Source organism: Rhizobium phaseoli (assembly GCF_010668805.1).
Lineage (GTDB): Bacteria > Pseudomonadota > Alphaproteobacteria > Rhizobiales > Rhizobiaceae > Rhizobium > Rhizobium phaseoli_A.
Genome location: NZ_WUFT01000038.1, coordinates 1 through 25,539, shown reverse-complemented (window position 1 = coordinate 25,539; position 25,539 = coordinate 1). Strand labels below are relative to the sequence as shown.

At 56.0% G+C, this 25,539-nt stretch carries 24 protein-coding genes and 1 pseudogene; 15 read left to right on the top strand and 10 right to left on the bottom strand.

The features are described 5' to 3' along the window. The first annotated feature begins 1,732 nt into the window (after nt 1–1,732). On the top strand, nt 1,733–1,939 hold the full coding sequence (locus GR197_RS30725) for a hypothetical protein (RefSeq protein ID WP_007630845.1): 207 nt from the start codon (nt 1,733–1,735) through the stop codon (nt 1,937–1,939). A 485-nt stretch (nt 1,940–2,424) separates the two neighbouring features. On the opposite strand, the gene GR197_RS30720 is transcribed toward GR197_RS30725, so the two are convergent. The 5 genes and pseudogenes from GR197_RS30720 to GR197_RS30700 form a co-directional block, all read right to left on the bottom strand. Then, complete coding sequence (locus tag GR197_RS30720; RefSeq protein WP_164016393.1) at nt 2,425–2,673, bottom strand: hypothetical protein; 249 nt, start codon at nt 2,671–2,673, stop codon at nt 2,425–2,427. A 101-nt stretch (nt 2,674–2,774) separates the two neighbouring features. After that, complete coding sequence (locus tag GR197_RS30715) at nt 2,775–3,482, bottom strand: TfuA-like protein (RefSeq protein WP_164016391.1); 708 nt, start codon at nt 3,480–3,482, stop codon at nt 2,775–2,777. Beyond that, nucleotides 3,479–4,687, bottom strand: a complete 1,209-nt coding sequence (locus GR197_RS30710; protein ID WP_164016390.1) for a YcaO-like family protein — start codon at nt 4,685–4,687, stop codon at nt 3,479–3,481. The genes GR197_RS30715 and GR197_RS30710 overlap by 4 nt, the downstream gene beginning before the upstream one ends. Before the next feature lie 170 nt (nt 4,688–4,857). Next, nucleotides 4,858–5,283 carry a helix-turn-helix domain-containing protein gene (locus GR197_RS30705; protein ID WP_164016388.1) on the bottom strand — a complete coding sequence of 142 codons (426 nt, stop codon included), beginning with the start codon at nt 5,281–5,283 and terminating at the stop codon, nt 4,858–4,860. 130 nt (nt 5,284–5,413) lie between these two features. Next, a pseudogene (locus GR197_RS30700) lies at nt 5,414–6,142 on the bottom strand (methyltransferase domain-containing protein). Between the two features lie 520 nt (nt 6,143–6,662). Here GR197_RS30700 and GR197_RS30695 point away from each other — a divergent pair. Continuing rightward, entirely contained in the window at nt 6,663–7,550 is an 888-nt protein-coding gene (locus tag GR197_RS30695; RefSeq protein WP_164016386.1) for a DUF6030 family protein, read from the top strand. Between the two features lie 76 nt (nt 7,551–7,626). Here GR197_RS30695 and GR197_RS30690 read toward each other — a convergent pair whose 3' ends face one another. Continuing rightward, nucleotides 7,627–8,001, bottom strand: coding sequence for a hypothetical protein (locus GR197_RS30690; RefSeq protein ID WP_164016397.1), 375 nt, complete (start codon nt 7,999–8,001; stop codon nt 7,627–7,629). Nucleotides 8,002–8,197: 196 nt separating this feature from the next. Between GR197_RS30690 and GR197_RS30685 the strand changes: the two genes are divergently transcribed. The 13 genes from GR197_RS30685 to GR197_RS30625 all read left to right on the top strand — a co-directional run bounded on the left by GR197_RS30685 (nt 8,198) and on the right by GR197_RS30625 (nt 20,496). Then, nucleotides 8,198–9,271 (top strand): endo-1,4-beta-xylanase, encoded by a 1,074-nt coding sequence (locus tag GR197_RS30685; RefSeq protein ID WP_164016384.1) that lies wholly within the window; start codon nt 8,198–8,200, stop codon nt 9,269–9,271. A 31-nt stretch (nt 9,272–9,302) separates the two neighbouring features. After that, nucleotides 9,303–10,454: a glycosyltransferase gene (locus tag GR197_RS30680; protein WP_164016382.1), complete on the top strand. Its 1,152-nt coding sequence runs from the start codon at nt 9,303–9,305 to the stop codon at nt 10,452–10,454. Further along, complete coding sequence (locus GR197_RS30675; RefSeq protein ID WP_007630830.1) at nt 10,454–10,957, top strand: acyltransferase; 504 nt, start codon at nt 10,454–10,456, stop codon at nt 10,955–10,957. Before GR197_RS30680 ends, GR197_RS30675 begins: the two co-directional genes overlap by 1 nt. Further along, complete coding sequence (gene pssM, locus GR197_RS30670) at nt 10,954–11,856, top strand: exopolysaccharide glucosyl ketal-pyruvate-transferase (protein ID WP_164016380.1); 903 nt, start codon at nt 10,954–10,956, stop codon at nt 11,854–11,856. The genes GR197_RS30675 and pssM overlap by 4 nt, the downstream gene beginning before the upstream one ends. 149 nt (nt 11,857–12,005) lie before the next feature. Next, nucleotides 12,006–13,508, top strand: a complete 1,503-nt coding sequence (locus GR197_RS30665; RefSeq protein WP_164016395.1) for a lipopolysaccharide biosynthesis protein — start codon at nt 12,006–12,008, stop codon at nt 13,506–13,508. Between the two features lie 31 nt (nt 13,509–13,539). Continuing rightward, nucleotides 13,540–14,571, top strand: a complete 1,032-nt coding sequence (locus GR197_RS30660) for a polysaccharide pyruvyl transferase family protein (protein WP_164016378.1) — start codon at nt 13,540–13,542, stop codon at nt 14,569–14,571. Between the two features lie 10 nt (nt 14,572–14,581). Beyond that, nucleotides 14,582–15,388 (top strand): glycosyltransferase family 2 protein, encoded by an 807-nt coding sequence (locus GR197_RS30655; RefSeq protein ID WP_164016376.1) that lies wholly within the window; start codon nt 14,582–14,584, stop codon nt 15,386–15,388. A gap of 75 nt (nt 15,389–15,463) precedes the next feature. Further along, entirely contained in the window at nt 15,464–16,435 is a 972-nt protein-coding gene (locus GR197_RS30650) for a glycosyltransferase (protein WP_164016375.1), read from the top strand. An 88-nt stretch (nt 16,436–16,523) separates the two neighbouring features. Beyond that, nucleotides 16,524–17,498: a glycosyltransferase gene (locus tag GR197_RS30645; protein ID WP_204330480.1), complete on the top strand. Its 975-nt coding sequence runs from the start codon at nt 16,524–16,526 to the stop codon at nt 17,496–17,498. After that, nucleotides 17,495–18,379: a glycosyltransferase family 2 protein gene (locus tag GR197_RS30640; RefSeq protein WP_164016371.1), complete on the top strand. Its 885-nt coding sequence runs from the start codon at nt 17,495–17,497 to the stop codon at nt 18,377–18,379. The genes GR197_RS30645 and GR197_RS30640 overlap by 4 nt, the downstream gene beginning before the upstream one ends. Then, nucleotides 18,376–19,356, top strand: a complete 981-nt coding sequence (locus GR197_RS30635; RefSeq protein ID WP_164016369.1) for a glycosyltransferase — start codon at nt 18,376–18,378, stop codon at nt 19,354–19,356. The genes GR197_RS30640 and GR197_RS30635 overlap by 4 nt, the downstream gene beginning before the upstream one ends. A gap of 208 nt (nt 19,357–19,564) precedes the next feature. Further along, a complete protein-coding gene (locus tag GR197_RS30630; RefSeq protein WP_164016367.1) occupies nt 19,565–20,023 on the top strand; it encodes a glucuronosyltransferase in 459 nt (152 codons plus the stop codon). After that, the gene (locus GR197_RS30625) at nt 20,020–20,496 is read left to right on the top strand and encodes a glycosyltransferase (protein WP_164016365.1); all 477 of its coding nucleotides are present in this window, start codon (nt 20,020–20,022) and stop codon (nt 20,494–20,496) included. Before GR197_RS30630 ends, GR197_RS30625 begins: the two co-directional genes overlap by 4 nt. A 145-nt stretch (nt 20,497–20,641) precedes the next feature. On the opposite strand, the gene GR197_RS30620 is transcribed toward GR197_RS30625, so the two are convergent. The 4 genes from GR197_RS30620 to GR197_RS30605 all read right to left on the bottom strand — a co-directional run. Next, the gene (locus tag GR197_RS30620) at nt 20,642–21,337 is read right to left on the bottom strand and encodes an SGNH/GDSL hydrolase family protein (RefSeq protein WP_164016363.1); all 696 of its coding nucleotides are present in this window, start codon (nt 21,335–21,337) and stop codon (nt 20,642–20,644) included. Nucleotides 21,338–21,525: 188 nt separating this feature from the next. Then, entirely contained in the window at nt 21,526–22,833 is a 1,308-nt protein-coding gene (locus tag GR197_RS30615) for an HlyD family type I secretion periplasmic adaptor subunit (RefSeq protein WP_164016361.1), read from the bottom strand. 15 nt (nt 22,834–22,848) lie between these two features. Continuing rightward, complete coding sequence (locus GR197_RS30610) at nt 22,849–24,615, bottom strand: type I secretion system permease/ATPase (RefSeq protein WP_164016359.1); 1,767 nt, start codon at nt 24,613–24,615, stop codon at nt 22,849–22,851. Between the two features lie 499 nt (nt 24,616–25,114). Next, the coding region (locus GR197_RS30605) for an Ig-like domain-containing protein (RefSeq protein ID WP_204330479.1) at nt 25,115–25,539 on the bottom strand (425 nt) is incomplete at its 5' end.

The window sequence follows — 25,539 nt, the reverse complement described above, 5'->3', positions numbered from 1 at the left end:
AACCGGCTCCAACGCTGCGCGAGATGAAAGCTTCGCGTTTCCGCCGGTTGCTCACACCGCGCCACTTGGCGTATTCAAAACCGCCGAGGCTCTAATCGCCGCCGGATGAAAATTCAGTGGCAGGTCACCGGCGCAAAAGCGACGCGCGCTGCCAGAAGGACGGTTACCATCTACCCTGTGAGGAAGCTGATCTGTATCCATCCCGCCTAGCACTTCAGCACCGTGGCGGGAATGAGATTATTGCTCGTCCTTGCTCGCCTCCTTCCCCGCGACGCCGGCCGCGGCCATCAGAAGGTTTGCCTGTTTGGCGACAATAGTACTCCGTTCCGCATCGCTCAGGCCTCGCATCTGCGGTGGATCAAACGGTATGCTCACTTGCTTGATCGGCATTCTCGCCGGCTGAGGCGGCCCGAAATGCGATCTACAGATCTCTCATCATCATCAAGTTGATACAGGAGGTTTGGTTGCGGACCCGGTGTTGCGTGGCTGACCGCAGGCAGCAAAGGCACAGTCGCCGCCTGCTCCGAAAAATGATGGGCGGTTGAAAATGCCCGTTGGAGTGAGCTCTCCATTCGGCCACCCTTTGAATGATACTACGTCGATGGACCATAGTTAAAGTAGTAATTTACACAAAGTATAATCACCCCAATAATGACGTGTGACAATATATGAATTAACTGCGATTATATCTACGCACTGTGCAAGCATTCCTACGGGAGGACCCGTCAACCACCCCGGCGGGTCCTCGACTTTGCTTTTGGAAGGCCGCAGCAATTGCTGTTGCCCATGCCGGCCTCGCAAAAATATTGGATCGAAGAGTGATATCGCCCGCTGGAGATACGCGCGATGAGACAAGCTCACATTTTCGAATGAGGATGGCGGTTACGTTGCTCGCCCACCCGCATTAGAAGCTATATTTTACTGTCGGCATCTGCATTGTCTCCATACGAACGTAAATTCGTCGGTCCTGGCATGTAACACGGTCGCTATAGGCGCACGATAGACAATAATAAAGTTACTTAGACTATTATTTGAATATATATCGTGATCATTGCATCTATGATTTATTCGTCTTTTAATTGATATCTAAATGCAACCTCCGCCTGAAACGTATTATTTAATCTTTTGATAAAACTTGTCTTGATCGCCGCGATGATCAGTTGCAGTTTACTCTGTCTTTAATCTCCGCCGGCACTCAGTTTCGGTTTCCAGAAAATCGGCTGGAACCGTTCCCCACAGCCGCCCGACAACCTGACGGACATACCGCCGACGGGATCGCAGTTGAAGGCCCTGACAATCATGGAGATGATGGCGCGCGCCCGAGAGGTGCCGCTCAACTTAGGATCACCGGAATGATGGAAGGGGAGATGTACGATGGCTCGATATATCGTAGAATCAGATGGTTACACCGTACGAAGGACAACGAATGAGCCGCTCAAGTTGGGAACAACCGGTCCGTCGATTTCACAATTCGGTGCAGCGGCTCCGAGACCCTCTGATTGCGATAGCTGCGCCATGCCGTGGCGTCGGCCCCATGCCGGATCCTTTCGGCACGACACGTCCGGCACCCCTAGACCCCGTCTTGTTTCAGCGCACCGGAAGGTCTTATGGTATGCCAAACCTGTGTCGAAATGGTCGCACTTCGACAGGGAATTAACCCTTCATAAAGCATTTGCTTGCTCAACTTATAATTTGTGTCATGGTCACTGTAAGTAGTGAGGGAGCCGATCTGATGAGTGATATGGCATCGCATATTCCGGAATTTGGTTACGATGAACGCGTGATGATCTGCCGGAAGCAGATCGAGAAGGCGGTTTATCAGTTCATTGCAAATACGAGGGTCGAGGGGTGCGATCCGGCGGAAGTCGCAATGGCCATCGCAGACATTGCCGACGATTACATTTTACTACTGGCCCAGAAGCGCAATCTGACTCATTGAGATCAGGGATCGGCCGTCGACCGGCCGGTCGCGCAAGAGACGTGTGAACGCGAATTCGCGCCGCTTCCCTGCCCGGAAGCAACGTCGAGGAGACTGTAACTCTTCGCTTGTAACCGTCCAGCGGATCGTTTCCGGCAGATCCTGAACGACGCGTCGACCATCCGCAGCCCCAACAAGCCGAACCTGTCCAAACAGCAGTTGAGATGGATTTGCCCCAGGCGTGAGCTTGAGCCCGTTATCTCCCCCCACGAAGGGATCGAATGGTTCCGCGAGCGCCACCTCCATAACAGTACAAACATGATCGCGAAAATCGATGTTGATTTTCGCGATTATGCGTGAGTTTGAAGGCGTGACGCATCGCGTCGAGCGACGCGCATTATGTCCTTTGTCTAATGCATATCACCCGGAACGCGGGACACTTCCGGGCGACAGGCATTAAGCGGTTCAACTGTTATGGAAGCGCAGAACCGCTCCAGTCGTTTGTTTTAGTGACAGCTCACACTCACTTGCGGAACCGGCGAGCTCAATTCGGCCAGTTCCCTGGTGAAGCCTTCCCCCACCTCCTGCTTCACCGCCTCGAGCGCCAGATCGAGGCAATTCGTCGCGAATTGCAGCTTAACATCGGCAGCGACCTGTCGCGCGTAGGCAATCATCCGCGCCAGCGCGATGAGTTCGTTCAGACCATCTTCCGCCCCTTGGTCTGCATTTGCCTTGGCAATCGATGTCACGCCCATGAGCATTTCTCCAACGAATTGAAGCAATGATACGCGCGCATAGGTGTTTGAGCCCGTGAAAAAAGCGTGACACAACCCCCGGTGACATTGCCGCCATCGATTCACGGCGTAGGTCGCGTCCGGAACGAGGTCTCATGCAGTTTCCAAGGCGGATCGGCGTTCGAGCGGGTGTCACGGGCGTCCTGCACGGCTTTCAGCAATTCCAGCGCGTCGATACGTTTTTGATCGACGGAATTCGAAACAAGGGCCGCCAGCAATTGCGGACGACCGGGCTCGGCCATGTCAGCACATTGCTCGACGATCGCCCGCCAGGTCCGCTTCTTGAAAAAGATCGCGCTTGCGGCATCTTCGAGCTTTTGGCGCAACCCAGCTGCCAGCAGCCCGCGATCCTCCATCGCATCGAGCGTGGCGCTGACATTGACGAGCGGTATCGTCAGCGGCTTGCTGCTCAGCGCGCTCGGCGCGTGGATGAGTGCGACGGCGGCATCGTCGACCAGCCGGCCGGAGCGATAGTCCTCGAAAATGCGACCGATCCCGATCATCCCGAACGGATGGCATTCCGCAGCCCGCAAGGCGCCCATGCTTGCTGCCCCAAGGACGGCCACGCCAAGCGAGAGAGCATGGAGAATTTCCTTGTGCCAGACCGGTGCGGCATATTCGAAGCCGCCGTCGATCAAGCCGATGACATTGGCGCCCTGCTCCACCTGGGCCAGGACATCGCCTTGCACGGCAGGCGGCAGGACGCGGATCGCCTCGCCGGCAAGCAACGCGGCATCGGGAAGACTGGGACCTGCGAAAATGATCTTCAAAGCCCTATCGCCTTGGCCAGTGCCCTTGCCCCAAATCGCCGGGCACGCTCCCCCTCCGGATTTTCGAGCTCAGGGATAACAACCTTGACGACGCTGAAGGGAAGCGTGTCGTCGCTGAGGCGCACTGTGATGACCGAAGCAATCCCTCTGCTGCGCAGGGCGTCAAGCACATGTTGCAGCAGATGCGTCAGATCCTGTTGCCGGCCGCCTGCCGCGCCGTCACGATGGAGGACGGCAGGCGGTGCGGCAACCGCATCGAAGGCTCGCCGCATCAGCGGCGGGAGGGATCTCGAGAAAGTTGCAGGCGAAATATCATCCCTGGCGCCGCTGATATGGGTCAGCCGGGATTGCACGGCTTCCGTCACCGCGCGGATAGCCGCGCGCACCGGGAGCGGATGCGCCCCGGTGCCGCCGGTTACTTCGATAAGGCGAATGTCCCTGTCACGGCAAAGAACCGTGCCGCCGCGAAATTTCCTGGGGGCCAGAACAGGCTCCCCGGGACCCAGCATGGCGGTGAAGCAGGGGATGGCGATGTCGCTGGTGATATCGAACAGCCTGAGCGCCAATCCCGATGCTTCGATCTTGTCGATTAGCTCGTTGAGGGCGCCATCTCCAAAGCCGCGGGGATCGACGCAGCCGGCATAAAGATCGGCCTCCCTGCCGACCTGCCACAACACATAGGCGTCGCGTTCGATACGCTCCAGGACGCCATGAAAGATTGCCTCCTCGGCATTGTTTCCCGAAGCCAGGCCATCCGACGACATCCAGTATCGCGCATCACGCGTCCGGTCGAGCACCACCGCTTCGAAGGGAACGTGGATCTCGCCGCCGCTAAGGATATTGACGCCGGCAACCCATTCCGTCTCGTCATCCGGCCCGAGATCGTGTTTATGGACGGCGGTCAGGCAGCTCAACCTGTCGACCTCGCAGCCCATCGCCTGCAGGCGAGAGGAGGAAGCGTAAACGAGCTTGACGAACGGCTCGCCGGCGACCGCCCGTTCGAGCGCTTCCATGACGGTGGATACCCTGGCGTCCAGATCGGTGAGACCCTTTCCCTGCGCAATCACGATCGACCGCGAATTCGGGGTATACGCGCACCAGACAGGGATTCCGATGTCGTCCAATCCGGTATGTCGCGCAACTCTGGTAATGCCGAATCTGGCCAAAAAAGGTTCCACACGGGAAAGAGTTTCCCCCGGCGACATGATCCTGTCGGAATAGTGGGCCCGGCCTGTCAGAATACCGCCTCAGCCGTCGACGTGGCGGGAAGCACCTGTGCCGCCGAAACGACCGCCTCTGCCTCGGCAGATATCCCTATGATGATTGTTCTCAACCGCAGATCGCCGAACGTCTCCAGATGAAACACGATCCGTCCTCAGCCGTTTAAAACCGGATCATGCAACTCACCGTCGATGTCAGAGAATCCCGCAACGGCCAGACTTTTTGCCAATGCCACCAGTTTTTGCCTGATATTCGGATCCTCGATGGCGATGAATGCCTTGTTGAGCGCCAGCCCCTCCTTCGAGGACAAAAACTTGTTCAATTCGCTCGTCTCGCCTTCGATCGGCCCGGAACCGTCGTTCTCGAAGAAAAAGCCGATGGGCACGCGAAGAATCTCGGATATGCGCTGAAGACGGCTGGCGCCTATTCGGTTCGTGCCTTTTTCGTATTTCTGGATCTGCTGGAAGGTAATGCCCAGAAGTTCGGCCAAACCGTGCTGGGTCATCCCGAGCGTTTTTCGCCGGACCCTCACGCGGTTGCCAACATAGACGTCGATCGAATTCGGGGATTTAGCCTTCATGTGAATAAGTCTCCCACCTCATCAGCACGCCCAGCTGTATAATGGAGAGTTTAAGCAAGAATGCAACTAAAAGTAAATATTTGGTAAGGACTTTTTTTCAGCATTGCACACAGTAAAAACAACCTGTGGATTATTTCAACGCATACCCTGGCGCGGATGCATACCGCGCTCTGTCGCACACTCGAAATGGACGAATGCTGTTCGAAATCGGCGCCACTTCGACGCCGACTCTAAAGAGGCCTTTGAGCGACGGCGATCATCGACTTGGCCAAAACGGAAATCCTTCCGACATATTCAAAATGGACATTGTCGAAACCCGCATCCAGCAGCAGCGTGCTCAGGGTGCTTTTCGACCAGAACTTGATATGCCCATGATCCTTCAACGGCATGAAGTGATCGTCCATTTTCCCCAGCGCAGCCAGAGCAAGGTTCTTCAGATAACCGTGATCGGGCGTCGATATTACGGCGATGCCACCTTGACAAGATCGTACAGCGTCGAGGTGAATGCCCTCGGATCGTAGACATGCTCGACCACCTCCAGGCTGATGACGGCATTGAATGTGCCGTATTCCCGAGAAAGATCGTCATAGGCCGAGCCGATATTCAGCGGCAGGTCGGGATAGTTGATATTGGCCTTGGCAATGCCGTCGCCGGAAGGATCGACGCCAACGACATAATAACCCTTGTCCGCAAGAGCAGCGGCTGCCCCGCCAGTACCACATCCCAAATCAAAAACGTCGTTTTTCGCAGAACCGTCGAAATGGCTCTCCAGCGCATCGAGCACGGCAGGCAAGATATAGGAATGCGCGGTTGTCGGTTTGGCGTGAACATAGGTAGTTGCATCCAGCTCGACGGACATGTCCCTCCCCCTCGGCGATTGCGCGGCAAACCCTATCGAAGAATACGCCGAAAATTTTGTTGAAACCCGCCAAATCGCAGCTGCAATCAAAATATAATCTGTGATTTTAAAATAAAAAATAAAACTTTCGCGCGATAAATATGGTAAATTTACGTGCAAACAATAATTATGTAGAATACATTTCAATTGCCTGATGGATAAACAATAATAGTTTCAATTTTTAAAATATAAATAAAAATAAACTACCATAAATATCATTCCTCTAAAGGAATGTGTGAATTATTACTTTAGAGAAGAGCGATGCATTTGTTGCCTGTCACTGTGCGGCTCCGTGGCTACGTGAGCAATTCCAGATTGAAATGGTGGCCCGCCCCCGGCTAAAATCTGTCGCGTCCTTCTGATGGTGAGCCAGGAAGGCGCCCAATTGCCGACACGAAGCCAAAGATATTTAACGGATAAATGTATACTGCTGGATTTAGACAGCCCGATCGAAACCCTTCTCGCACCGGAGAAGACAAGCTTGCCTGAGAATTCGTCGTCCGCAAATGCGAAACAGCCGGTGGGAAAACGGAAGATACCCGTGGTCTTCTGGCTGCTGCTGACGATTTCCCTCTCGCTGGTCATGGGAACGGTGTTTCTTTCCAACGATATGAAACACTTGAAGACGGTGGGCCATTACTTTGGCTTCGATCTCTTCCCCGCTGAAATCAAACCGCCTCCTCCCAAAGCCCTTCCCCGCCCGACGCCGCCGGCTACCTTCACGTTTCCATTGCATATCATCGAACCGCCGGTGGCACAGACTGCGTCGACTTTTCTCCGGACATGGCGGATATCCGGGCCTGCAATGTGTGCGGCGCTGCGCAATGCCGGCATCGAAACCAGCGATTGGGCGGCGGCAAGCTTTAACGCCGATACATTCGAATGCATTTTCGAGCATGGCGGCAAGCAGGAGAGGGATCAGCTTCCGAGCTCCATATTCGTCATCGTTCGCGGCGACTCCGCCGGCGCGATCATCAATATGCGGGTGAAAATCATCAATCCCGAGACGGATCAAAATGGTCAGCTCGATCCCAACATTCTGCGAATTTTCGAAACCATGTTGCGGCAACCGCAATGGCTGGATTTTCACGAGACGCTGAACGCGATCAAGAATCTGAGGGACATCAAGGAAGACGGCTTTGGAGCCAGCATCAACTTCAGCCGCGAGGTGCTCAATCCTGGGCGGTATAATTTTACGCTGGCCCTAGATGCCACTTCGGGACCCCAGAAAAGAACGAGAAACTATTTTTCCGACAGAGCATGGCTTCGATCGCCGGAACCGACGATCGGGACCGACCTGCGGCCGGCATCGGAATCCATTCCTGCAGATGCCAAGGCGCCGGCAGAAAGTCAGGAACATCCGCGTTAGAACAGGATGTCATAAGAAAACCGTCCACACTTTTCGGCATCATGCTCTGAGGTCTGCTGAGATCTGCGCCGACTTCTCACGCCATGTAACCTGCATCGTCGTGATGCCTGTCCAAAATCTTGTAGAGCTCTTTCAAACTGTCCGCACTCGGCCTTTCGGTGCTGTCTCCGCCCGCCAAGCGCCAGACACGCTCGACATTGAGATCCTGCATGACTTGCGCAAGGTCTTCATTCAGCGACCGAATGACGGCCTCCGATCGACGCAGCCGCCCCGACAGCCTGACAAGCGCTGCGAACAACAGAAAAATGACGCCGATGACACCGAAAACGAGCGCCGAGAATTGTCGGATATCGAGAAGAAACAGATCGTTTCGAATGGTCGTCATAAAAAAAACTGCATTTTGCAATGCAATATGAAAACTGCTCATCAGATAGCTAAACCAATCTTCCATCACGAGCGCCCTCCAGAACAGTTTATATCGTGGAACCTGCTGAAAAGTCTAGCAGATACTGACAATATCGCCTGCGGCGAAAGTATATTTAGGGTTGAATTACTCCGCTGAATTGAACGCGAATGTCGCGTTGCCAACGAGCCTGGCCCTCTAAATTTGGCCGCGGACATCAAAAAAGCCAACAGTGAGAGATAAAATGAACAGAAGACGTTTCCTCGCCTCGGTTCCGCTCGCCCTGTTGTATGCCAATGCGAGCCACGTCCTGGCACAGGCGCCTTCAGCGGGAGGGCTGCGCGCCCTTGCCGACGGCAAGGCGTTCCGATTCGGATCGGCAATCGACCTGCAAAATATCAGCGATCCAGTAGCTTCCGAGATCTACATCGACAACGTCAATTCAATAACGCCGCGAAACGAACTGAAGTGGAATGCAACGGAAACGAGGCCGGGTGTTTTCAGTTTCAGGAATGCGGATCGGATGGTTGCATTTGCGCAAAAAAACAACATGAGGGTTTATGGCCATACGCTGATCTGGTATCGCGTCCCGGAGTGGGTGTCCGAGATCACCGACGCGAAGACGATTCAGGCGACGATGAACCGTCACATAAAACAGGTTGTCACTCGCTATAAGAGCTCAATCGACGCTTGGGATGTGGTGAACGAGCCGTTGGAATATGATGGGCCGGATCTGCGAGATTGTGTTTTCCAACGCCTTCTTGGCGACGACTATATCCGTATGAGCTTCGATATGGCACATGAGGCAAATCCCGGCGCAATGCTGGTGCTGAACGAAACGCATCTGGAGAAGAAATCCGACGTGTTCGAACAGAAGCGCGCGCGTATTCTGAGAATCGTCGAGGATCTCGTCGCCCGGAAATCGCCGATCAATGCGGTGGGGCTGCAGGCGCATTTCCGCCCCGGCCTCGACCGGATCGACCCGGAAGGAATGGGACGGTTCTGCGCGGCGCTGAAGGACATGGGTGTCGGCGTGTTCATCACCGAGCTTGATGCGTCCTGCCAGTTCCTAAACCGCGACAAAGGCTTTTCGCCGACGTCATACGCGGATATTTTCGGTGATGTGATCACTGTGGCGGCCGAGCGTGGCGACTTGAAAGGCGTGACGGTATGGGGCATGTCGGAAAAATACGGCGAGCGCGTTGAGAACGAAGCCGCTCCGGACGCAGCCTGCGCAAAGCGCGTTAATCTTTATGACGACAACAATGCGCCGAGAAGTGCGGTTGATGGCATCAGGCGGGCAATAGAGGCGATGTGATGGGCAAGACAACGGAGACGTCGACAGATTCATGAGAAAAGCCGTTATTTACGTGGAAAAATTTTTGCCTGCCAGCCAGGCATTTGTTCTCAATCAGGCGGTAGCATTTCGTTCTTTCGAAGCTGAAATTCTTGCCGGCTCGCGAATTCCGTCCGCCCACACCAAAAAATCCACTATCCCGGTTCATGACATCCGTCGGTCTCCCGTTGCGCGGGCCGGCGAACTGCTTCTGAAAATTCCGCAGATCGGCCTTCCCTTTCTCTTTCCGGCGATCGGCCAAGCCGATCTGGTTCACGCCCATTTCGGCAAGAACGGTTATGTCATCGGTCCCCTGGCGCGCGCCGCCCGCAAGCCGCTGGTCACGACATTCCATGGTTTCGACGCCACCTATGGCGGTGACCCGAAAAAGCCGGGCGGCTTTAACCAGGTGCGCTTCTTCGCCAATGGCCGGCGCGAGATGGCCGGCTGGAACAGCTGGAATATCGCCGTTTCCGATTTCATCCGCGACCGGCTGCTGGCACTCGGCTTTCGCGCCGACCGCGTCTATCGCCATCATATCGGCATCGATCTCGATCTCTTCAAAATGGAGCCGCGCCCGCGAAAAAAAGGGCTGGTGGTTTCCATTGCCCGCTTCGTCGACTATAAGGGCCACCGCTTCATGATCGACGCGCTGTCGCGCGTGGCGGCGACCGGCACCCCGGTCGAATTCGTCATGGTGGGTCAGGGACCGCTGAAAGAGGAAATCGAGGCGCTGGCGCGTCGTTCCTTGCCAAGCGTCACGATCCATGAAAATCTGTCGCAGACTGAGATAAGGGATCTGCTCGCCAGTGCGGAGCTTTATCTCCATGGAAGCGTGACCCTCGATAATGGTCACGCTGAAGCATTCGGCCTCGCCAATCTCGAGGCTGAAGCCGTGGGAACTCCGGTCGTCGCATTTCGCTCGGGAGGCGTGGGCGAAGCGATCGAAGAGGGGAAAACTGGTTATCTCGTGGAGGAGCGGGATGTCGCAGGAATGGCCGAAGCAGTCGGAAGGCTGCTCAATGACCAGGCCCTGTGGACAGCCTTCAGCGCGCGGGCACCGCTTCTGGTGGCCGAGCGCTTTGACTTACGTCGTCAGACGGGGATGCTCGAGGACTATTACAGTTCCGTGCTAGACGAATTTTCCAGCCGGGGTCGGACTTGATGGTGCAGACAGGAAAAAAGCCGAAGTGGGGACTGAACGTATTTCGGCCGCTGCGGAACGGAATTGTGAAGGCCAAATGGCTCTACTATACGAAGTTCTGGGGAATGGACATCGATCCGACGGCCAGCTTTTCCCTGAGCGTGCGGTTCGACAAGACCAACCCGAAGGGGCTGCACATCGGTGCGGAAACCTATGTCGCCTTTGAGGCGGCGATCCTGACCCACGACCTCACGCGCGGGCTCTATCTTCACACGAGAATCGGCAGACGCTGCTTCATCGGCGCCCGCAGCATCATTCTGCCCGGTGTTGAAATCGGCGACGAATGCGTCATCGGCTCGGGCTCGGTGGTGACCAAGAGTGTTCCGCCGCGCTCGCTCGTCGCGGGCAATCCGGCAAAGATAATCCGCAGCGATATCGAGATCATCTCGCGTTACGGACGCATGGCACGCGAAGATGAGACGGTTTCGATCGTCAAGCACTTGCCGACTGGAGAAGCACGATGAAGATGTTTGCCTACCGCGGGAAACACGAGAATTTCGGTGACGAACTCAACCATTGGCTCTGGGAGCGTCTGCTGCCCGGCTTCTTCGACGATGACGAAGGTCAGCTCTTTCTCGGAATCGGTTCGATCCTCTACGACAATTTCGATCCGAACATGCAGAAGATTGTCTTCGGCTCGGGTTATGGCGGCTATACCAACCCGCCGAAAGTCGATCGCAACTGGACATTCTATTTCGTGCGCGGAAAGAAGACCGCCGAGATCCTCGGCATCGATCCGAGCTACGCCATGGGTGATTCGGGCATCCTCACACGCAGCTGCTGGGATGCAAAAAGCGTCGAGAAGCGTTATCCCGTCTCGTTCATGCCGCATTATGAAAGCGCCATGCACGGCAGCTGGGATAAGGTCTGCGATCTCGCCGGTATCCACTACATCGATCCGCGCTGGTCGGTGGAAAAAGTTCTGACCGAAATCAGCGCATCACATAAAGTCGTCTCGGAAGCGATGCATGGCTGCATTATATCAGACGCGCTTCGCGTTCCATGGCGGGCGATCCGCCCGATTGCCCTTGAGAATCGAGCCAAGTGGCATGATTGGGCTAGCGCGCTCGATCTGGAGATCGATTTCGACCCGATCGGCCCGTCAAACCTCGTCGAAGCAGGAGCGTCGCGGGTGCGGAAGCATGGCTATCTTTGGAAGAACATAACGTTTCGCCGCCGCCGCATTCTGCAGGTCACCGGCAATTATGTCTTCGGATCGACAGTCAAGACATTACAGCGGGTTGCAGAGAAGCCGGGCCAGCTCAGCACGGATGAGGCTATTGTAAGAGCACACGAAAGAATGCTGGTCGAGCTGAGCCGGCTGAAGCAGGATTTTTCCAAGAAAACGGCAAGCGCCCTTTGAGGTCGCAATCGCTTTCGTGACGAGGCATAAGGCATGATGCTTTCTAACTTCATCACCCCACTCTGCTCCGGCAAGGTGCACAAGTGTTTTCGGCGGGTGATCAGCCCGCTTCGATGCTCGAAGCCCACGACGTATGGAGCCGATCGCTTATGAAGAATGTAGCCGACCGCATGATCCGGGGCAGCATATGGCTGAGTCTGTCCCGCGCTATCGTCAACGCGCTTTCCGCGCTCAGCACTTTTGTGCTGGCGTGGTACCTCGTGCCGTCCGACTTCGGTCTCGTCGCGATTGCAACAACGATCCAGGTCATCTTGAGCTCCGTCACCGAACTTTCGCTTGGTCAAGCGCTTATTCGCCATGAATCTCCCGACGAAACTCACTTCAGTGCGGTTTGGACATTAAGCGTAACGAGAAGCGCGATATTGGCGCTGGTGTTTGCTGCTAGCGCTTATCCTATCGCCGAGTTTTATAATGAACCTCGTTTGACGAGCGTGATGCTTGCCTTGAGTTTCAGCCTGCTCCTCAGCGGTCTCGCCAATCCCCGCCGCGTCATGCTCCAGCGCGATCTCATCTTCTGGCAGGAGTTCGTGCTGAACGTCTCGCAGAAGCTGGTTGGTTTCGTCGTGACGGTGGCAATTGCCGCCATCTACCAGAGCTATTGGGCTCTCGTCATCGGCACCCTTGCCTATCAGGTGACGAATATCATCGTGTCCTACACCGTTTTGCCGTTCTGGCCGCGCATAACCTTCCGCCATGCCCGCGAATTGTTTTCCTTCTCGGTGTGGCTGACGGCCGGCCAGATCGTCAACACACTGAACTGGCGGATCGAGTATCTGCTGATCGGTAAGATGCTGGGCGCCACGCAGCTTGGCCACTATACGGTCGGCAATACTCTTTCGACGCTGCCGACGCGCGAGGCTACCGCGCCGTTGAATCAGACGATTTATCCGGGCTTTTCGAAAGTCCGGAACGACCCGGTCCGGCTTGTCGCAGCCTATCAGCGCGCACAGGCCCTGCTGGCTGCGGTAGCGCTTCCGGCCGGAATCGGCATGGCGGTTGTGGCTGATCCGATGATGCGGCTTGCGTTGGGAGAGAAGTGGGCTCCTGCGATCTTCATCGTCCAGGCACTCGCATCGGTTTTCGCCTTGCAGACCCTTGGCTCGCTCGTCCAGCCCTTGGGCATGGCGAAGGGCCACACCAAGATGCTGTTTATCCGCGACACGCAAATGCTGGTGGTTCGCATTCCCATCATTATCGCCGGTCTGATGATGGCCGGGCTTCCTGGCGTCGTTTATGCGCGCGTGTTGACGGGGCTGATTTCCACAGTTGTCAACATGCTTCTCGTCAAGCGCTTGATCAATCTGCCGTTCTTCCAGCAGCTCGCGGCAAACTTCCGCGCGCTTGCCAGCGTCGCTCTGATGGCCGCCGGCATCTGGGGATTGTCGCATGTCATGAGCGCTCCCGTCGACAAGCTGGCCTTGGCCCTTCACCTGGCCATTCTGGTCATCACGGGCGGTATTCTCTATGTCGGCTCCAGCTTTGTCCTTTGGCTCGCAATGAACAAGCCAAATGGCCCGGAAACCGAAGTTCAGCGTATCTTTGCCAAGTTCCTGTCAAAAGCCAAACGTATGGCCGTTCCCAAGTCGGCTTAAAGCTAAAACGAACATTAACAAGTGAGGCAGAATGACCAGCCTATCCAGATCTGAGCTGATCTCAAAACTCAATGGCATGATCCATGATTGCCTGAAGGACTATGTCTCGCGCGACGAGCCGCTCGCGATCCTAGACTTCCCCGACATCCGCAATTGCGGCGACTCGGCGATCTGGCTGGGTGAGATGGCCTATCTCAAGGATCGCTTCGGCAAACGCCCCGACTATGTTTCCAGGCTGCACGACTTCTCAGCCGAAGAACTGAAACGGCGAGTTCCCACGGGCCCGATCTTCATTCACGGCGGCGGCAATTTCGGCGATATCTGGGTTGCCCACCAGGATTTCCGAGAAGCGATCATGGAGCGTTTTCCCGATCGGCAAATCATCCAGTTCCCACAGTCGATCCACTATAGTTCGCCTGAGCGCATCGAGCAGTCCAAACGGGCAATCGGTCGCCACAAGAATTTCGTGCTGCTCGTGCGCGATGAAGAATCGAAGGAATTTTCCGAGAAACACTTCGACTGCACCGTACGGCTATGCCCGGATATGGCCTTTGCCATCGGCCCACTTCCGGACAGGGCAACCCAGATTCCCGTTCTCGCCATGCTGAGAGAGGACGCAGAACGGGTCGGCGGCACCGATCGCAACATTCCTTCCGAAATCCCTGTGGAAGACTGGATCACGGAGTCAAAACGGAAGGTGGATATCGCCAAGAAGCTCGGAGTGGCGTCGGCCTATCTCGCATTGAAGCCAAGCGAAGTTGCATTGCGGAGGTTGGACGCCGCGGCGCATAACCGTTTCGAGCGCGGCATCAGTCAGATCTCGCGTGCTCGCGCAATCGTCACCGATCGTCTGCACGTCCATATTTGCTCCTTGCTGCTCGGCCGCCCCCACGCCGTGCTGGACAACAGCTACGGAAAAATTCGCCGCTTCATGAATGCTTTCTCCGGCGGAACGGATCTTTCATACAAGGCAACCTCGCTCGACGATGGGATCGAATGGGCGCGTCACCAGGCGGCGATTGACCATGCCGGTCGAAAAGAAGCTGTGAGCTTGCGGGCGTAGGGAGAATTCGATGCCACTCGTCACCTTCATTATACCGGTCAGACATCAGGACAATGCCCGCGATTGGGCCAAACTGAAGGCTAATCTCAGCCAGACAGTGGCCTCCATTTCCAATCAGACCAATGGGGACTGGCGCGGGATCATCGTGGCGAACGAAGGCGCCGATCTGCCTGATCTGCCGGAAAAATTTTCCGCCGTTCGCGTGACGTTTCCACCGAATGACATGCACGAACTCGGAAAAGGTAGCAAGGAGGACTTCCTCGATGCCTTCCGGGCTGACAAAGGCCGGCGTGTTCTCAGCGGCATGTTGAATGCGGCAGACAGCCGCTTTTTCATGATTGTTGATGACGATGATTTCGTCAGCTCCCGGATCGTTCAACACGTATCGGAAAACCGAGATGCCAATGGGTGGATGATCGACCAGGGTTACATCTGGGACGATGGTGGCGGTTTCCTGCTTGGCCACGACGACTTCAGCCATCTTTGTGGTACATCTCTGATCATTCGTGCCGATCTCTATGAAGTACCGCTGCGGTTTGAGGATGCGTCGCTCGATTGGATCAAATCGATGCTGGGCAGCCATGTGCGCATTGCGAATATCCTTGCGCAACGTGGATCGCCGCTGGCCAAACTTCCATTCAGAGGCGCCGTCTATCGGGTTGCGCACGGCGGCTCGCACAGCCGAGCGCCGAGTCTGATGCGGCAATACTTCCTGAATCGCGGCGTACTTCTAAAACCCAGACGCTTGTTGCGCAATTTTCGTAAGCTGAGGATGGTTGGGGGCGGTTACAGGCGCGAATTCTTTGGCAAGGCGTGAACCGAATCCGCACAACAAATCGATCCGTCCGAAAGCGTGACTGCTTATGGAATACAACGGCGTTCGGAGCATGAAATGAGCAAAGTCAAGATTACAATACTTTTCTCTACTTACAATGGCGCGAAGACTCTGCCAACGATGCTTGATGCATTATGCGCTTCAACCTTGCCGAAGGACGAATGGAAGATCGTTGCTGTCGACAACAATAGCCAAGACCAAACGATGGAAGTCTTGAAGTCCTATCAAAATCGACTTCCGTTAGAGGTTTATTTTGAGCCCAGGCAGGGCAAGCAACACGCATTGACTTCGGGCTTCCGCCATTTGGAGGGCGAACTTGTTATCTTAACTGATGACGACGTCATTCCCGAACCAAGTTGGATCGAGCAATTTCTCACCTTGGCAGATGAGCAGCCGCAGTTCAGCATATTCGGTGGCTTGATCGCGCCCGAATGGGAGGAAAGACCTGAGCCGTGGTTGATGAAGTATGGGCATCTGGGGATTCTTTATGCCCTAAATGACGACCTTCCCGAGGGGCCGATTTCCGCGGCATTGATATCAGGGCCGAATTCTGCCTTCCGCCGTTCCATTTTAGGTCCTGGCTATATAGTTCACGACGGCCTCGGTCCGGACGCCACTGTCGCTCAATTTCCGATGGGTGAGGACACCGCTTTCGCTCTGAGGCTAGAGAAGAATGGAGCCAGAGCCTATCATTCGCGGCGCCCCAGGGTTCGCCACATTGTAAGGAAGGGCTATGTGAACGAAGGCTGGGTTTTGCGGCGTGGCGAGCGCTATGGCATGGGCTTGGTTATCATTCGGCCAAACCTGTTCGACGGAAAAACGAAAATAAGCGGTCTTCCGATCGGTAGCGCTTTGCGATGGCTTCTCATGGCCCCGGCAAGCTTCGTTTTGAAGGGATTTCCGCTAAGTGGCGTCCGTTTCAAATTGCTCTGGGCACAGTCCGTGAGACAGGGGATCCTTCGCCAATTTCTCAAGCAGCGATCTACGTCAAATAGTGCGATCGGCTCGAAGGTTGGTGCTGACCAATGACAGTATTGGACCGAAGCGTCGACAGGAGAGGCTCCAGCGATATAGGCAGGGCTCAGATTTTTCGCACTTCAGCAGGCGGATGGTTTTGATGACGGATCCAAGAATTAGCGTCATATTTTCGTCCTTTAACGGCGCCAGTAGACGGCTTCAACAGATGCTGGATTCCATGCTGGGGCAAAACCTCCCGTTCGAACAATGGGAACTGATTGCCGTGAACAACAACAGTAAAGATGAGACCCATAAGCTTCTCGATCAATATGAGAAGAAGCTTCCGATGCTTGTTGTTGATCACCCCCGCCCAGGAAAATCAGGAGCGATGAACGCAGCACTGGCAGTAGCTCGGGGAACGCTGATCGTTTTTACCGACGATGACATTGAGGCAGATGCGAACTGGTTGAGTGCAATAACTGCGTGCGCTGAGGCCAACCCTGATTTCGGCATCTTCGGTGGGCGAATTCTTCCGAACTGGGAGCATTATCCCCAAGGGGATCCGCTGTTGGAGTGGATCCCCATGGGATCAACCTTCGCCATAGCCGACCAAGAATCCTGTGGTCCTTGCGACCCTACGAAAATTTGGGGTCCAAACACTACGGTGCGTCGCGATTTGCTTGGCAGCGACGTTCGTTTCCGTGAAGACATCGGCCCACTCCCAGGCGGTCTTTTTGCGATGGGAGAGGATACGGAAATCGTCAGCCGCCTGTCCCGGAGCGGTGTGAAAACGTATCGTTGCGCTGAAGCCGTTGTTCATCATTGGATTCCGGCCTCTAGCGTTACAGAGGCTTGGGTGCAGAAACGTGGAGAACGTCTTGGTTATGGGATGCCAGCGCTCTTCGCTGAGGACATTCCCAAAGGTGTAAAGATCGGGGGAGTTCCCTTGAGAACCTGGATTGAGAGCGCCAGCTGGGCGGGTCGGGCAGCTCTCCTTTATCCCTTGCCACGATCGAAGAAGCGGTTCTGGGCCATCTGGAAGTACTACTACATGCGTGGGTACCGCGCCGGACTTCGTCGATACGCGTCGGCAGACGTTCGTTCTGCTCAACTGACGCAGGAGGCCGCGCATTGAAGCTATCGGTGCTAATCAACAATTTCAACTACGGTCAGTACCTACGCCCATGCGTAGACAGCGTTCTGTCGCAGGCCTATCCGGACTTCGAAGTGATCGTGGTCGACGACGGGTCGACCGACGATTCCCGTGAGATTCTTGCCTCCTACGGGGAACGGATTCTGACTATATTGAAGGAAAACGGTGGTCAGGCGTCGAGCTTCAATGCAGGCTTTGCGGCGGCAAGCGGCGATATCCTCTTTCTCCTGGATGCCGATGATGCGTTCTTGCCCGGCAAACTCGCACGGATCGCCGAGATCTACGATCGCAACGAGATCGACTGGTGTTTCGATCGGGTGACGACCGAGGAAAAAGACCCGCCTCCTGCAGAGCTTCAAGTGACGCTGTTCGACAAGCGGCACACGCTTCGCAATGGCGGCTTCCCTTCGCTTCCGGTTCCGACATCGGGATTGAGCTTCCGCCGCAGCCTGCTCTCCCAGATATTGCCGATGTCCGTCGCGACCGACGTCGTTCTCAGCGACAATTATATAAAATTTGCCGCGGCCTATCTCGGCCGCGGCGCCATCGTCGAAACACCGCTGACGTTTCAGCGCATTCATGCGTCAAACCGCTATACGGGCACAAGCAGGGCAAAGACCCTGCGCCCGCGGATCATGATCGCCACAGGGCTGGAACTGGCACGCCGCTACGACGGGCTGCAGGCGCTCGGCAAGAGCCTGGTGGCCGGCGGCATTGCCGAAACGACATCGCTGCTGAAGCTCCGGAGCGAAGCGCGCAACACGGTGGCGGGCGGTCCGTTCGGCGATGATGCCGCAACGGAATTGGCCTTGATGGCGGCCCGCAAACGTCTGGGAAATATGCTGCGGAGGGGACAGTCGTGAACCAGCAAGAAACTTTCCCGCATTCAGCTGCCGGCCCCGACGCCAGCGCAGCGCCGTTGAAGATCGCAGTCGGCGTGCTGACCTATCGGCGTCTGGACGGGATCGCCAAGCTGCTTGACGTCATGACACGTCAGATCAGGCACCCCGCCCGCCCCTTTCACCTCACCATGGTGATCGTGGACAATGATGCAGCCGGCAGCGCCAAGGCAACTGTGGAGAGCTTCGGCCAGACAGGCGCCTACGATCTGATCTACGTCGTCGAGCAAAACCAGGGCATCCCCTTTGCCCGCAACCGCGCGCTGGATTCGGCACCTCCGGGCACAGACCTCTTCTGCTTTCTCGACGATGACGAATGGCCGGTCGACGGCTGGCTGGACGCTATGCTGGAGACTCGCCAGAAAAACCGCGCCGATTGCGTCTACGGCCCCGTCCAGCCGGTCTATCCGAAAAACCCACCGGAATATTTCATCAAGGCCAGGGTATTCGAACGCAAGAAGAATGTGGACGGCCAGCGTATCGGTTATGCGGCTTCCAATAACGTCATGTTCGACTATCCCCTGATCCGCTCGTGGAATCTTCGTTTTGAAGAGAAAATGCGCTTCACCGGCGGCACGGACTATCTTTTCTTCAATCAGGCCATCCGCCGCGGCATGCAGGTTTTCTGGGCTGACAAGGCCCTTGTCTATGACATTGTTCCGGCAAACCGAATGACCTGGAAATGGGTGTTGCAAAGACAGTACCGGCTGGGCAATACCTTCGCAGTCAGCGAGGTTCTGCATGGCAACCTCAAGCGCCGGATTTATCGCGCCGCCTATGGCGCCACGAGAGTCGTGCTTGGACTGGTCATGCTTCCGGCGATCTTGATTTCACCCTACTGGGGCATGCGGGCTCTCACCCATGTTCTGCGCGGCGCCGGCATGGTTAACGGGATTCTTGGACATGCCTATCAGGAATACAAGCCCAATGCCGCCCTCTGATATTGTTTGCGGTAGCGCTCTTGGAGAAGTTCTGGCCCCTACTATGTTTCGACCTACATCATTAAGCGTAGCGGCATTGATCAAGTTCAAGACTTCAACCAACCGGGCCAAGGATGGTACGCTTCTATTGAACTATCATGAAACAAATGCTGTTTGAACCAGATGGTTTTAGCTCTTGCCGTCGGTCAAATATAGGAGATGCCAGTCTATGACTGAGAAAAAATTGAAGGTTCTCGCTGCCTCCTCGGGAGGCGGCCACTGGGAGCAGCTGATGGCCATGCGGAGTGCTTTCGAGGGCTGCGATATCGTCTTTGCAACGACCATCCCGGGGCTGCTTGCCAAATACGACATTCGCGACGGCCTGGTCCTTCCGGATTGCAGCCGCGACTCGATTACCATGTCGATCCGGTGCTTTTTCAGCGCCTTCGCCATCGTTATCAAGCACAGGCCCGACGTCGTCATCTCCACAGGTGCGGCGCCCGGGCTTTTTTGCCTGCTTGCCGGCAAACTGACGGGCAAGCGGACGATCTGGATCGATAGCGTCGCCAATGTCGAGAAGCTCTCCCTATCGGGAAAATTGGCTGGCCGCATCGCGTCGCTCTGGCTGACGCAATGGCAACATTTGTCGCGGCCGGATGGCCCCCACTACGCAGGAGCTGTCCTTTGATCCTTGTCACCGTCGGAACGCAGCTGCCGTTTGACCGCCTCGTCAAGGCAGTCGACACTTTCGCGAAAGAACTTTCCAAGCCGGTTCTGGCGCAAATCGGCAAAGGCACCTACACGCCACAGAATATGAAATGGATCAAGAATATCGAGCCCGCGGACTTCGATAGGGTCTTTTTCGATGCAAGCGTTATCGTCTCGCATGCGGGAATTGGCACGGTGCTGACCGCAAAACGTTTTGGAAAACCGATCATTCTCGTTCCCCGGCAGGCCTCGCTCGGCGAGCATCGAAACGATCATCAGCTTGCCACGGTAGGCCAACTCGCCGGCCGACCGGGCATCTATGTCGCGCATACCGACGAGGATCTCAAAAACTATCTTCTCGACGATCTGGACAGCCCGTCTCACGAGGACCCGTCAGAGGTTGGACGGACTTCGCTAGTCACCTACCTTAGAGGCTATCTGGCGGCGGTCTGACCCCAAGCCCTCGCGGACCCTAGAGCATATCCCGCAAAACTGTGCTGCGGTTTTGCGATAAAGACATGCGTAAAAACAAAGACCTAAAGCGTGACAAGCGAATCTGAAAGATCGCGAAACGCTTTATCCGCAAAGCAGGAATCCTTCAGTCTTTGCAATTTCCGGCGGCGATATGTTTGACAAGTTCCGGCACGATGATTTTGGAAGCAATGTCGGGCAGCGGATGGGCGCCATCAGGAATCGCCGCGGCCAGATCCCCCGACGTCAGACGCTGCCAGTTAGGCCGGTGGTCGACAAACTCCAGACCGCGTTTCTGCGCCTCCACCTCATGAGCCGAGATGTAACTGTCGACAAAGGGGCGGATAAGGCCACGCAGCCCCGAAAACGGATTCATCGCCATGACGATGATCCGCGCGTGCGGCAGGCGCTGCCGAAGCCGGTCGAGGATATCGCCTATATCCTTCCGGCTTTGCGCAAGCGACACAAACCGCTGCAATGCCGCATCGTTGGCATAAAGCTCGATCAGCACGATATCCGGCTGCTCGGCAATAACGCGATCGATCTGGGCGAGAGCCCATAGCGACGTCTCGCCACTCTTTGCGACGCTCTCGACCGTCACCGGCCTTTGCAGGCAGGCTGCAAGTGCCGTCTCGAGAGACGGTTGCCACCCCCCGCGAGCCGTCAAAGATGTTCCGAAGGCCACTATTTTCATCGACGGCGAATTTCCGGCATAACCGCCATCGGGGGTTGAGAGCATCACCAGACACGCCGAAAGCAGAAGCCAACCATAGCCCGATCGTCTCTCAGTTGGCACTGCGCCCCAAAGCCGCAAACGTATCATGCAGAAACCATATTTCGGCGGAGCCCAGAGGTCACGCGTCCTTCCTTGAAACAAGCTGCAGCAGGCTTGAGACAATTTCCTGAAGTCGACCACTCATGCCGGGTTTGACACGGCTATGACCTCATGCGGCCTCGCTGATCGGAAATACCATATGTCACGACGCTCGCAACGACGCGGTCCAGCCGTCATCACTCCTCACGAAATACGTGCTGCATCTGATCGGTCAGCGGCTTCGTCAGATAGGAGATGACGGTCCTGTCGGCAATCTTGATAAAGACTTCGGCCGGCATGCCGGGATAGAGCTTTATCGATTTCAACTTCGCGATGCTTGCAGCCTCCGGCTTGACGCGCAGCGGATAATAGCTGATGCCCGTCCGCTCATCCTTGACGATATCAGGCGCAATCGAAGTGATCTCACCGCGCACATCGGGCGTCGTGCGCTGATCAAAGGCGCTGAAACGCAGATCGACGGACTGGCCGACGTGAACCTGGTCGATATCGCGAGTGGCCACTTTCGCCTGAACCGTAAGATCGTCATTTTCGGGAACGACGAGCATCAGCGTCTCACCAGGATTGACGACGCCATTGACCGTGTGGACGGAGAGTTCGTGAACGCGCCCACTGAGCGGCGCGGTAATGTCGAGACGGCGCAGTTGATCGACAGCGGTTCCGCGGCGCTCTTCATTTTCGGCGATCTTCGCCTCAACGTCGGTCAGTTCCTTTGCGATCTCAGAACGACGATCCTCGTCCAGCTGGATTGACTGGCGATCGATCTCGATTGCCTTGCCTTCGGCCTCAGCCTTTGCAGCAATTTCCTGGCCGCTATTGCCCTGGAGTTCGGCGCGGGCGCGCTTGAGCGCATTCAAACGCTGGAGCGTGACCAGCCCCTTCTTGTAGAGCGTATCGACGCCCTCAAGCTCCTGTTCGATCAGGCCCAGGGAATCATTGGTCGCATTGATCTGAACGACCAACCCCTTGATCTGCTCGCCCAGCTGATCCTTGCGCGACGCCAACTGGCTCTTCATTCCGATCAGAGCCGATCTGCGGCTATCGAACAACTTCGTCTCGCCGTCGAGCAGATCCCGCGCGGCGGTGCTGGATGTCAGATCACTGATATTTTCCTCGACATCGAATGACCCGGCATCGATCCGTTCGGCCTTCAGACGGGCGCGGCGCGCATAAAGTTGAGCGAGCGTGCTCTCGACGATCGAGAGCTGTGCTTTCGTCGTCGTGCCATCGAGCTGTATCAACACCTGTCCAGCCGTCACATGGTCATTTTCGGAGACCAGCAGTTTCGATACGATGCCGCCGGTCAGGTGCTGGATCTTCTTGACATCGCCATTGACGACGACCACGCCTTCGCCGATGACGGCGCTCGAAAGCTCCGTCGTTGCTGCCCAACCACCAATGCCGCAAACGAGAGCTAGCGACAACACGCCGACAATGGCGACATGACGATTGAGGGAGCGTTTGGATTCGCTGATAATCTTGTTCAAAATTTTCCCTCCGGCCTATTCGGCCGCATTCATGCCGTCGACGACGACTTTGAGCTGAGCCACGCGCTCGGCAATCGGTGTACGAGCTGCTTCCGGCCGGCTGACCCTTGCCAGAACTTCCTCCTTGGGACCGAATGCGATCATCCGGCCGTCCTGCATCATCAACACGAAGTCGCACACCGCCAGAACGCCGGATCGATGTGCGATGACAACGACGATGCCGCCGCGTGCACGCACGCTCATGATCGCCGCACTTAGCGCCCGCTCGCCTTCTTCATCGAGATTGGAGTTCGGTTCGTCGAGGACGACGAGGAAGGGGTCGCCGTAAAGCGCTCTTGCAAGTGCGATACGCTGTCTCTGGCCGGCCGAAAGCGATGCACCCCCTTCGCCGATTTCGGTTTCGTAACCATTCGGCAGGCGAAGAATGAGATCGTGAACACGTGCCGCCCTCGCCGCGGCAACCACGGTCTCAGGCGACATCTCTTTCGCGAAACGGCAGATATTCTGTGCGACGGTCCCCGAGAACAGTTCGACGTCCTGCGGGAGATAACCAATGTGCCGGCCAAGCGCATCACCGTCCCACTGGTCGAGTGCTGCGCCATCGAGGCGGATGGACCCCCTGGCCGTAGGCCAGATGCCCATCATTGCCCGCGCCAAAGATGACTTGCCCGAGGCGCTGAAACCGATAACCCCAAGTGCGCTTCCTGCTCTCAGCCCGAAGCTGACATCGGAAATCACCAGGCGTTGGCCCGCCGGCGGCCCGCTTGCCAATCCCTCGACCGTAACCTGTTTGGAAGGGGCGGCAAGAGCGAGTGGGGCCGGAATTTCCGGAATGGTTTTCAGCAGGTTTGCAAGCCGTCCCCAGCTTTGCTGGGCAGAAACGAACCCGCGCCAATTTCCGATCGCTGCTTCCACTGGGGCCAGCGCACGAGACGTCAGAATAGAGCCTGCGATGATAATGCCTGAAGAGGCTTGCCCTTGAATGACCAGGATCGCGCCGGTCGCAAGCGTTCCAGATTGCAAGGCGATACGGAAAATCTTCGACAGGGTCGCATAGCCGTTCCCGACATCCGATGCTTGCCGGTTGATGGACCGGTATTCCCCGTTCTTACGTTCCCAGATTTCCGCCATGGTGCCCGCCATTCCCATTGCGTGAATGACCTCGGAATTGCGGATCGAGGTCTGCGCAAAGGCATTTCGCATATTGGCGGCGTCGGACTGCCGTTTTGAGACCGTACGCGTTCCCTGGTTGGTCAAGAACGTCAGGATAGCCAGAACCAGCGATCCACCAATCGCGATATATCCGATCGCTGGATGAAACAGGAAGCAGATCACGATATAGAAGGGAAGCCAGGGCAGATCGAACATCGCCGTCGGGCCCATGCCGGACAGGAAAGTTCTGATCTGGTCGAAATCGCGCAACGGCTGAAGCCCGTCGCCACCGATTTTGACCCTCAATGGCGCCTTGATCAGTGCCCGGAACACACGTCCGTTCATCATCTCGTCGAGCGCACCGGCAACGCGCACGAGCATTCTACTCCTGAGAACTTCGAACGCTCCCTGGAAGGCGTAAAGAGTTAACGCAAGTATTGCCAAGGCAGCCAGCGTCGGTATGCTTTTGCTCGGTATGACTCTGTCATACACCTCAAGCATAAAAAATGAACTTGTAAGGTAGAGGATATTGATTAGCGCGCTAGCTATACCAATGAAGATAAGCCCCCCCTTGCACTTCCGCAAGGCTTGGGACGGCTCGCTGACATCGGTTATTGAACTCTGAAACACGAAATAATCCTCTCCTACCACATGGCACACAAGCCCAATAAACGAGCGTGCATTGCAGCTACGGGTCCATCAAGCCCGATCAATCACATGACTGCCTTTCGACCCTCGGCACCTGTGCCAAGTTCCGCTTGCAAGACCATACCTATTATATGAATCCCACCGAAAAGTGACCAACAAAAAACTAATTTATCGCGCGCGATTTCAGGGACTCTACGTTAAAGCTACGCTAAATATACCGGCCAAAGCAAGTGAAAATCGCAAACCGCCCAATTACGGCTCAAAGCGATGGCCGTGTCGCGCGCAATAGACACGATGCTTACTCTGGCGTTAACTATAAATTTAAACTATAGTTCGCTCTGCTTATGAACGGATGAAATATTTTGTCATCGATCCTTTAGCCCATTCCGATAGCCGGCGGCAATTCATGGTCGAACGTTGAAGCCGGAAACGTCAGTCGGACGATGATGACCGACCGACGCTCTCTCATATTGGCCCTGCTTCAGACCAGCAGGTGCGCGGCTTGGCTGGAATGGAGTGCATCGACATTGATGGACACACCGAGCGAATCCGTGTCGATGTGCGAAGCGCCGTCAGAAATTTTGTACTGGAAGGATTCGCTGACGTTGCCGCTGAGACCGGCGAGTTTCGTCACGTCTACCGTATAGGTGTAATCGCCATCGCTCTCGACATGGATGACCCCGTATTTCCCTGTCAGCGTCAGGCCATGCTTATCGACTGCGCTGTCACCGAAGCGGCGGAGCAGCACGGTCCCGTTAAGAGCAGTGTCGTTATCAAGAAGATTTCCGTGATAGGCGCTGCCGGTATCGGTCGAAATCTTCAAGTTGTCATGGACTGCGACAATTTTCGGCGCGGCGACTGCAGGTAGGGTCGCGACCGGCGTTTCCGCCGCAGGCGCCGGGGGGG

Coding starts and splice junctions, on each gene's coding strand:
- GR197_RS30725 (WP_007630845.1), top strand. CDS start 1,733: ATGAGTGATATGGCATCGCATATTCCGGAATTTGGTTACGATGAACGC.
- GR197_RS30720 (WP_164016393.1), bottom strand. CDS start 2,673: ATGGGCGTGACATCGATTGCCAAGGCAAATGCAGACCAAGGGGCGGAA.
- GR197_RS30710 (WP_164016390.1), bottom strand. CDS start 4,687: ATGTCGCCGGGGGAAACTCTTTCCCGTGTGGAACCTTTTTTGGCCAGA.
- GR197_RS30705 (WP_164016388.1), bottom strand. CDS start 5,283: ATGAAGGCTAAATCCCCGAATTCGATCGACGTCTATGTTGGCAACCGC.
- GR197_RS30690 (WP_164016397.1), bottom strand. CDS start 8,001: ATGGAAGATTGGTTTAGCTATCTGATGAGCAGTTTTCATATTGCATTG.
- GR197_RS30685 (WP_164016384.1), top strand. CDS start 8,198: ATGAACAGAAGACGTTTCCTCGCCTCGGTTCCGCTCGCCCTGTTGTAT.
- GR197_RS30680 (WP_164016382.1), top strand. CDS start 9,303: ATGAGAAAAGCCGTTATTTACGTGGAAAAATTTTTGCCTGCCAGCCAG.
- GR197_RS30675 (WP_007630830.1), top strand. CDS start 10,454: ATGGTGCAGACAGGAAAAAAGCCGAAGTGGGGACTGAACGTATTTCGG.
- pssM (WP_164016380.1), top strand. CDS start 10,954: ATGAAGATGTTTGCCTACCGCGGGAAACACGAGAATTTCGGTGACGAA.
- GR197_RS30665 (WP_164016395.1), top strand. CDS start 12,006: ATGAAGAATGTAGCCGACCGCATGATCCGGGGCAGCATATGGCTGAGT.
- GR197_RS30660 (WP_164016378.1), top strand. CDS start 13,540: ATGACCAGCCTATCCAGATCTGAGCTGATCTCAAAACTCAATGGCATG.
- GR197_RS30655 (WP_164016376.1), top strand. CDS start 14,582: ATGCCACTCGTCACCTTCATTATACCGGTCAGACATCAGGACAATGCC.
- GR197_RS30650 (WP_164016375.1), top strand. CDS start 15,464: ATGAGCAAAGTCAAGATTACAATACTTTTCTCTACTTACAATGGCGCG.
- GR197_RS30645 (WP_204330480.1), top strand. CDS start 16,524: ATGACGGATCCAAGAATTAGCGTCATATTTTCGTCCTTTAACGGCGCC.
- GR197_RS30630 (WP_164016367.1), top strand. CDS start 19,565: ATGACTGAGAAAAAATTGAAGGTTCTCGCTGCCTCCTCGGGAGGCGGC.
- GR197_RS30620 (WP_164016363.1), bottom strand. CDS start 21,337: ATGATACGTTTGCGGCTTTGGGGCGCAGTGCCAACTGAGAGACGATCG.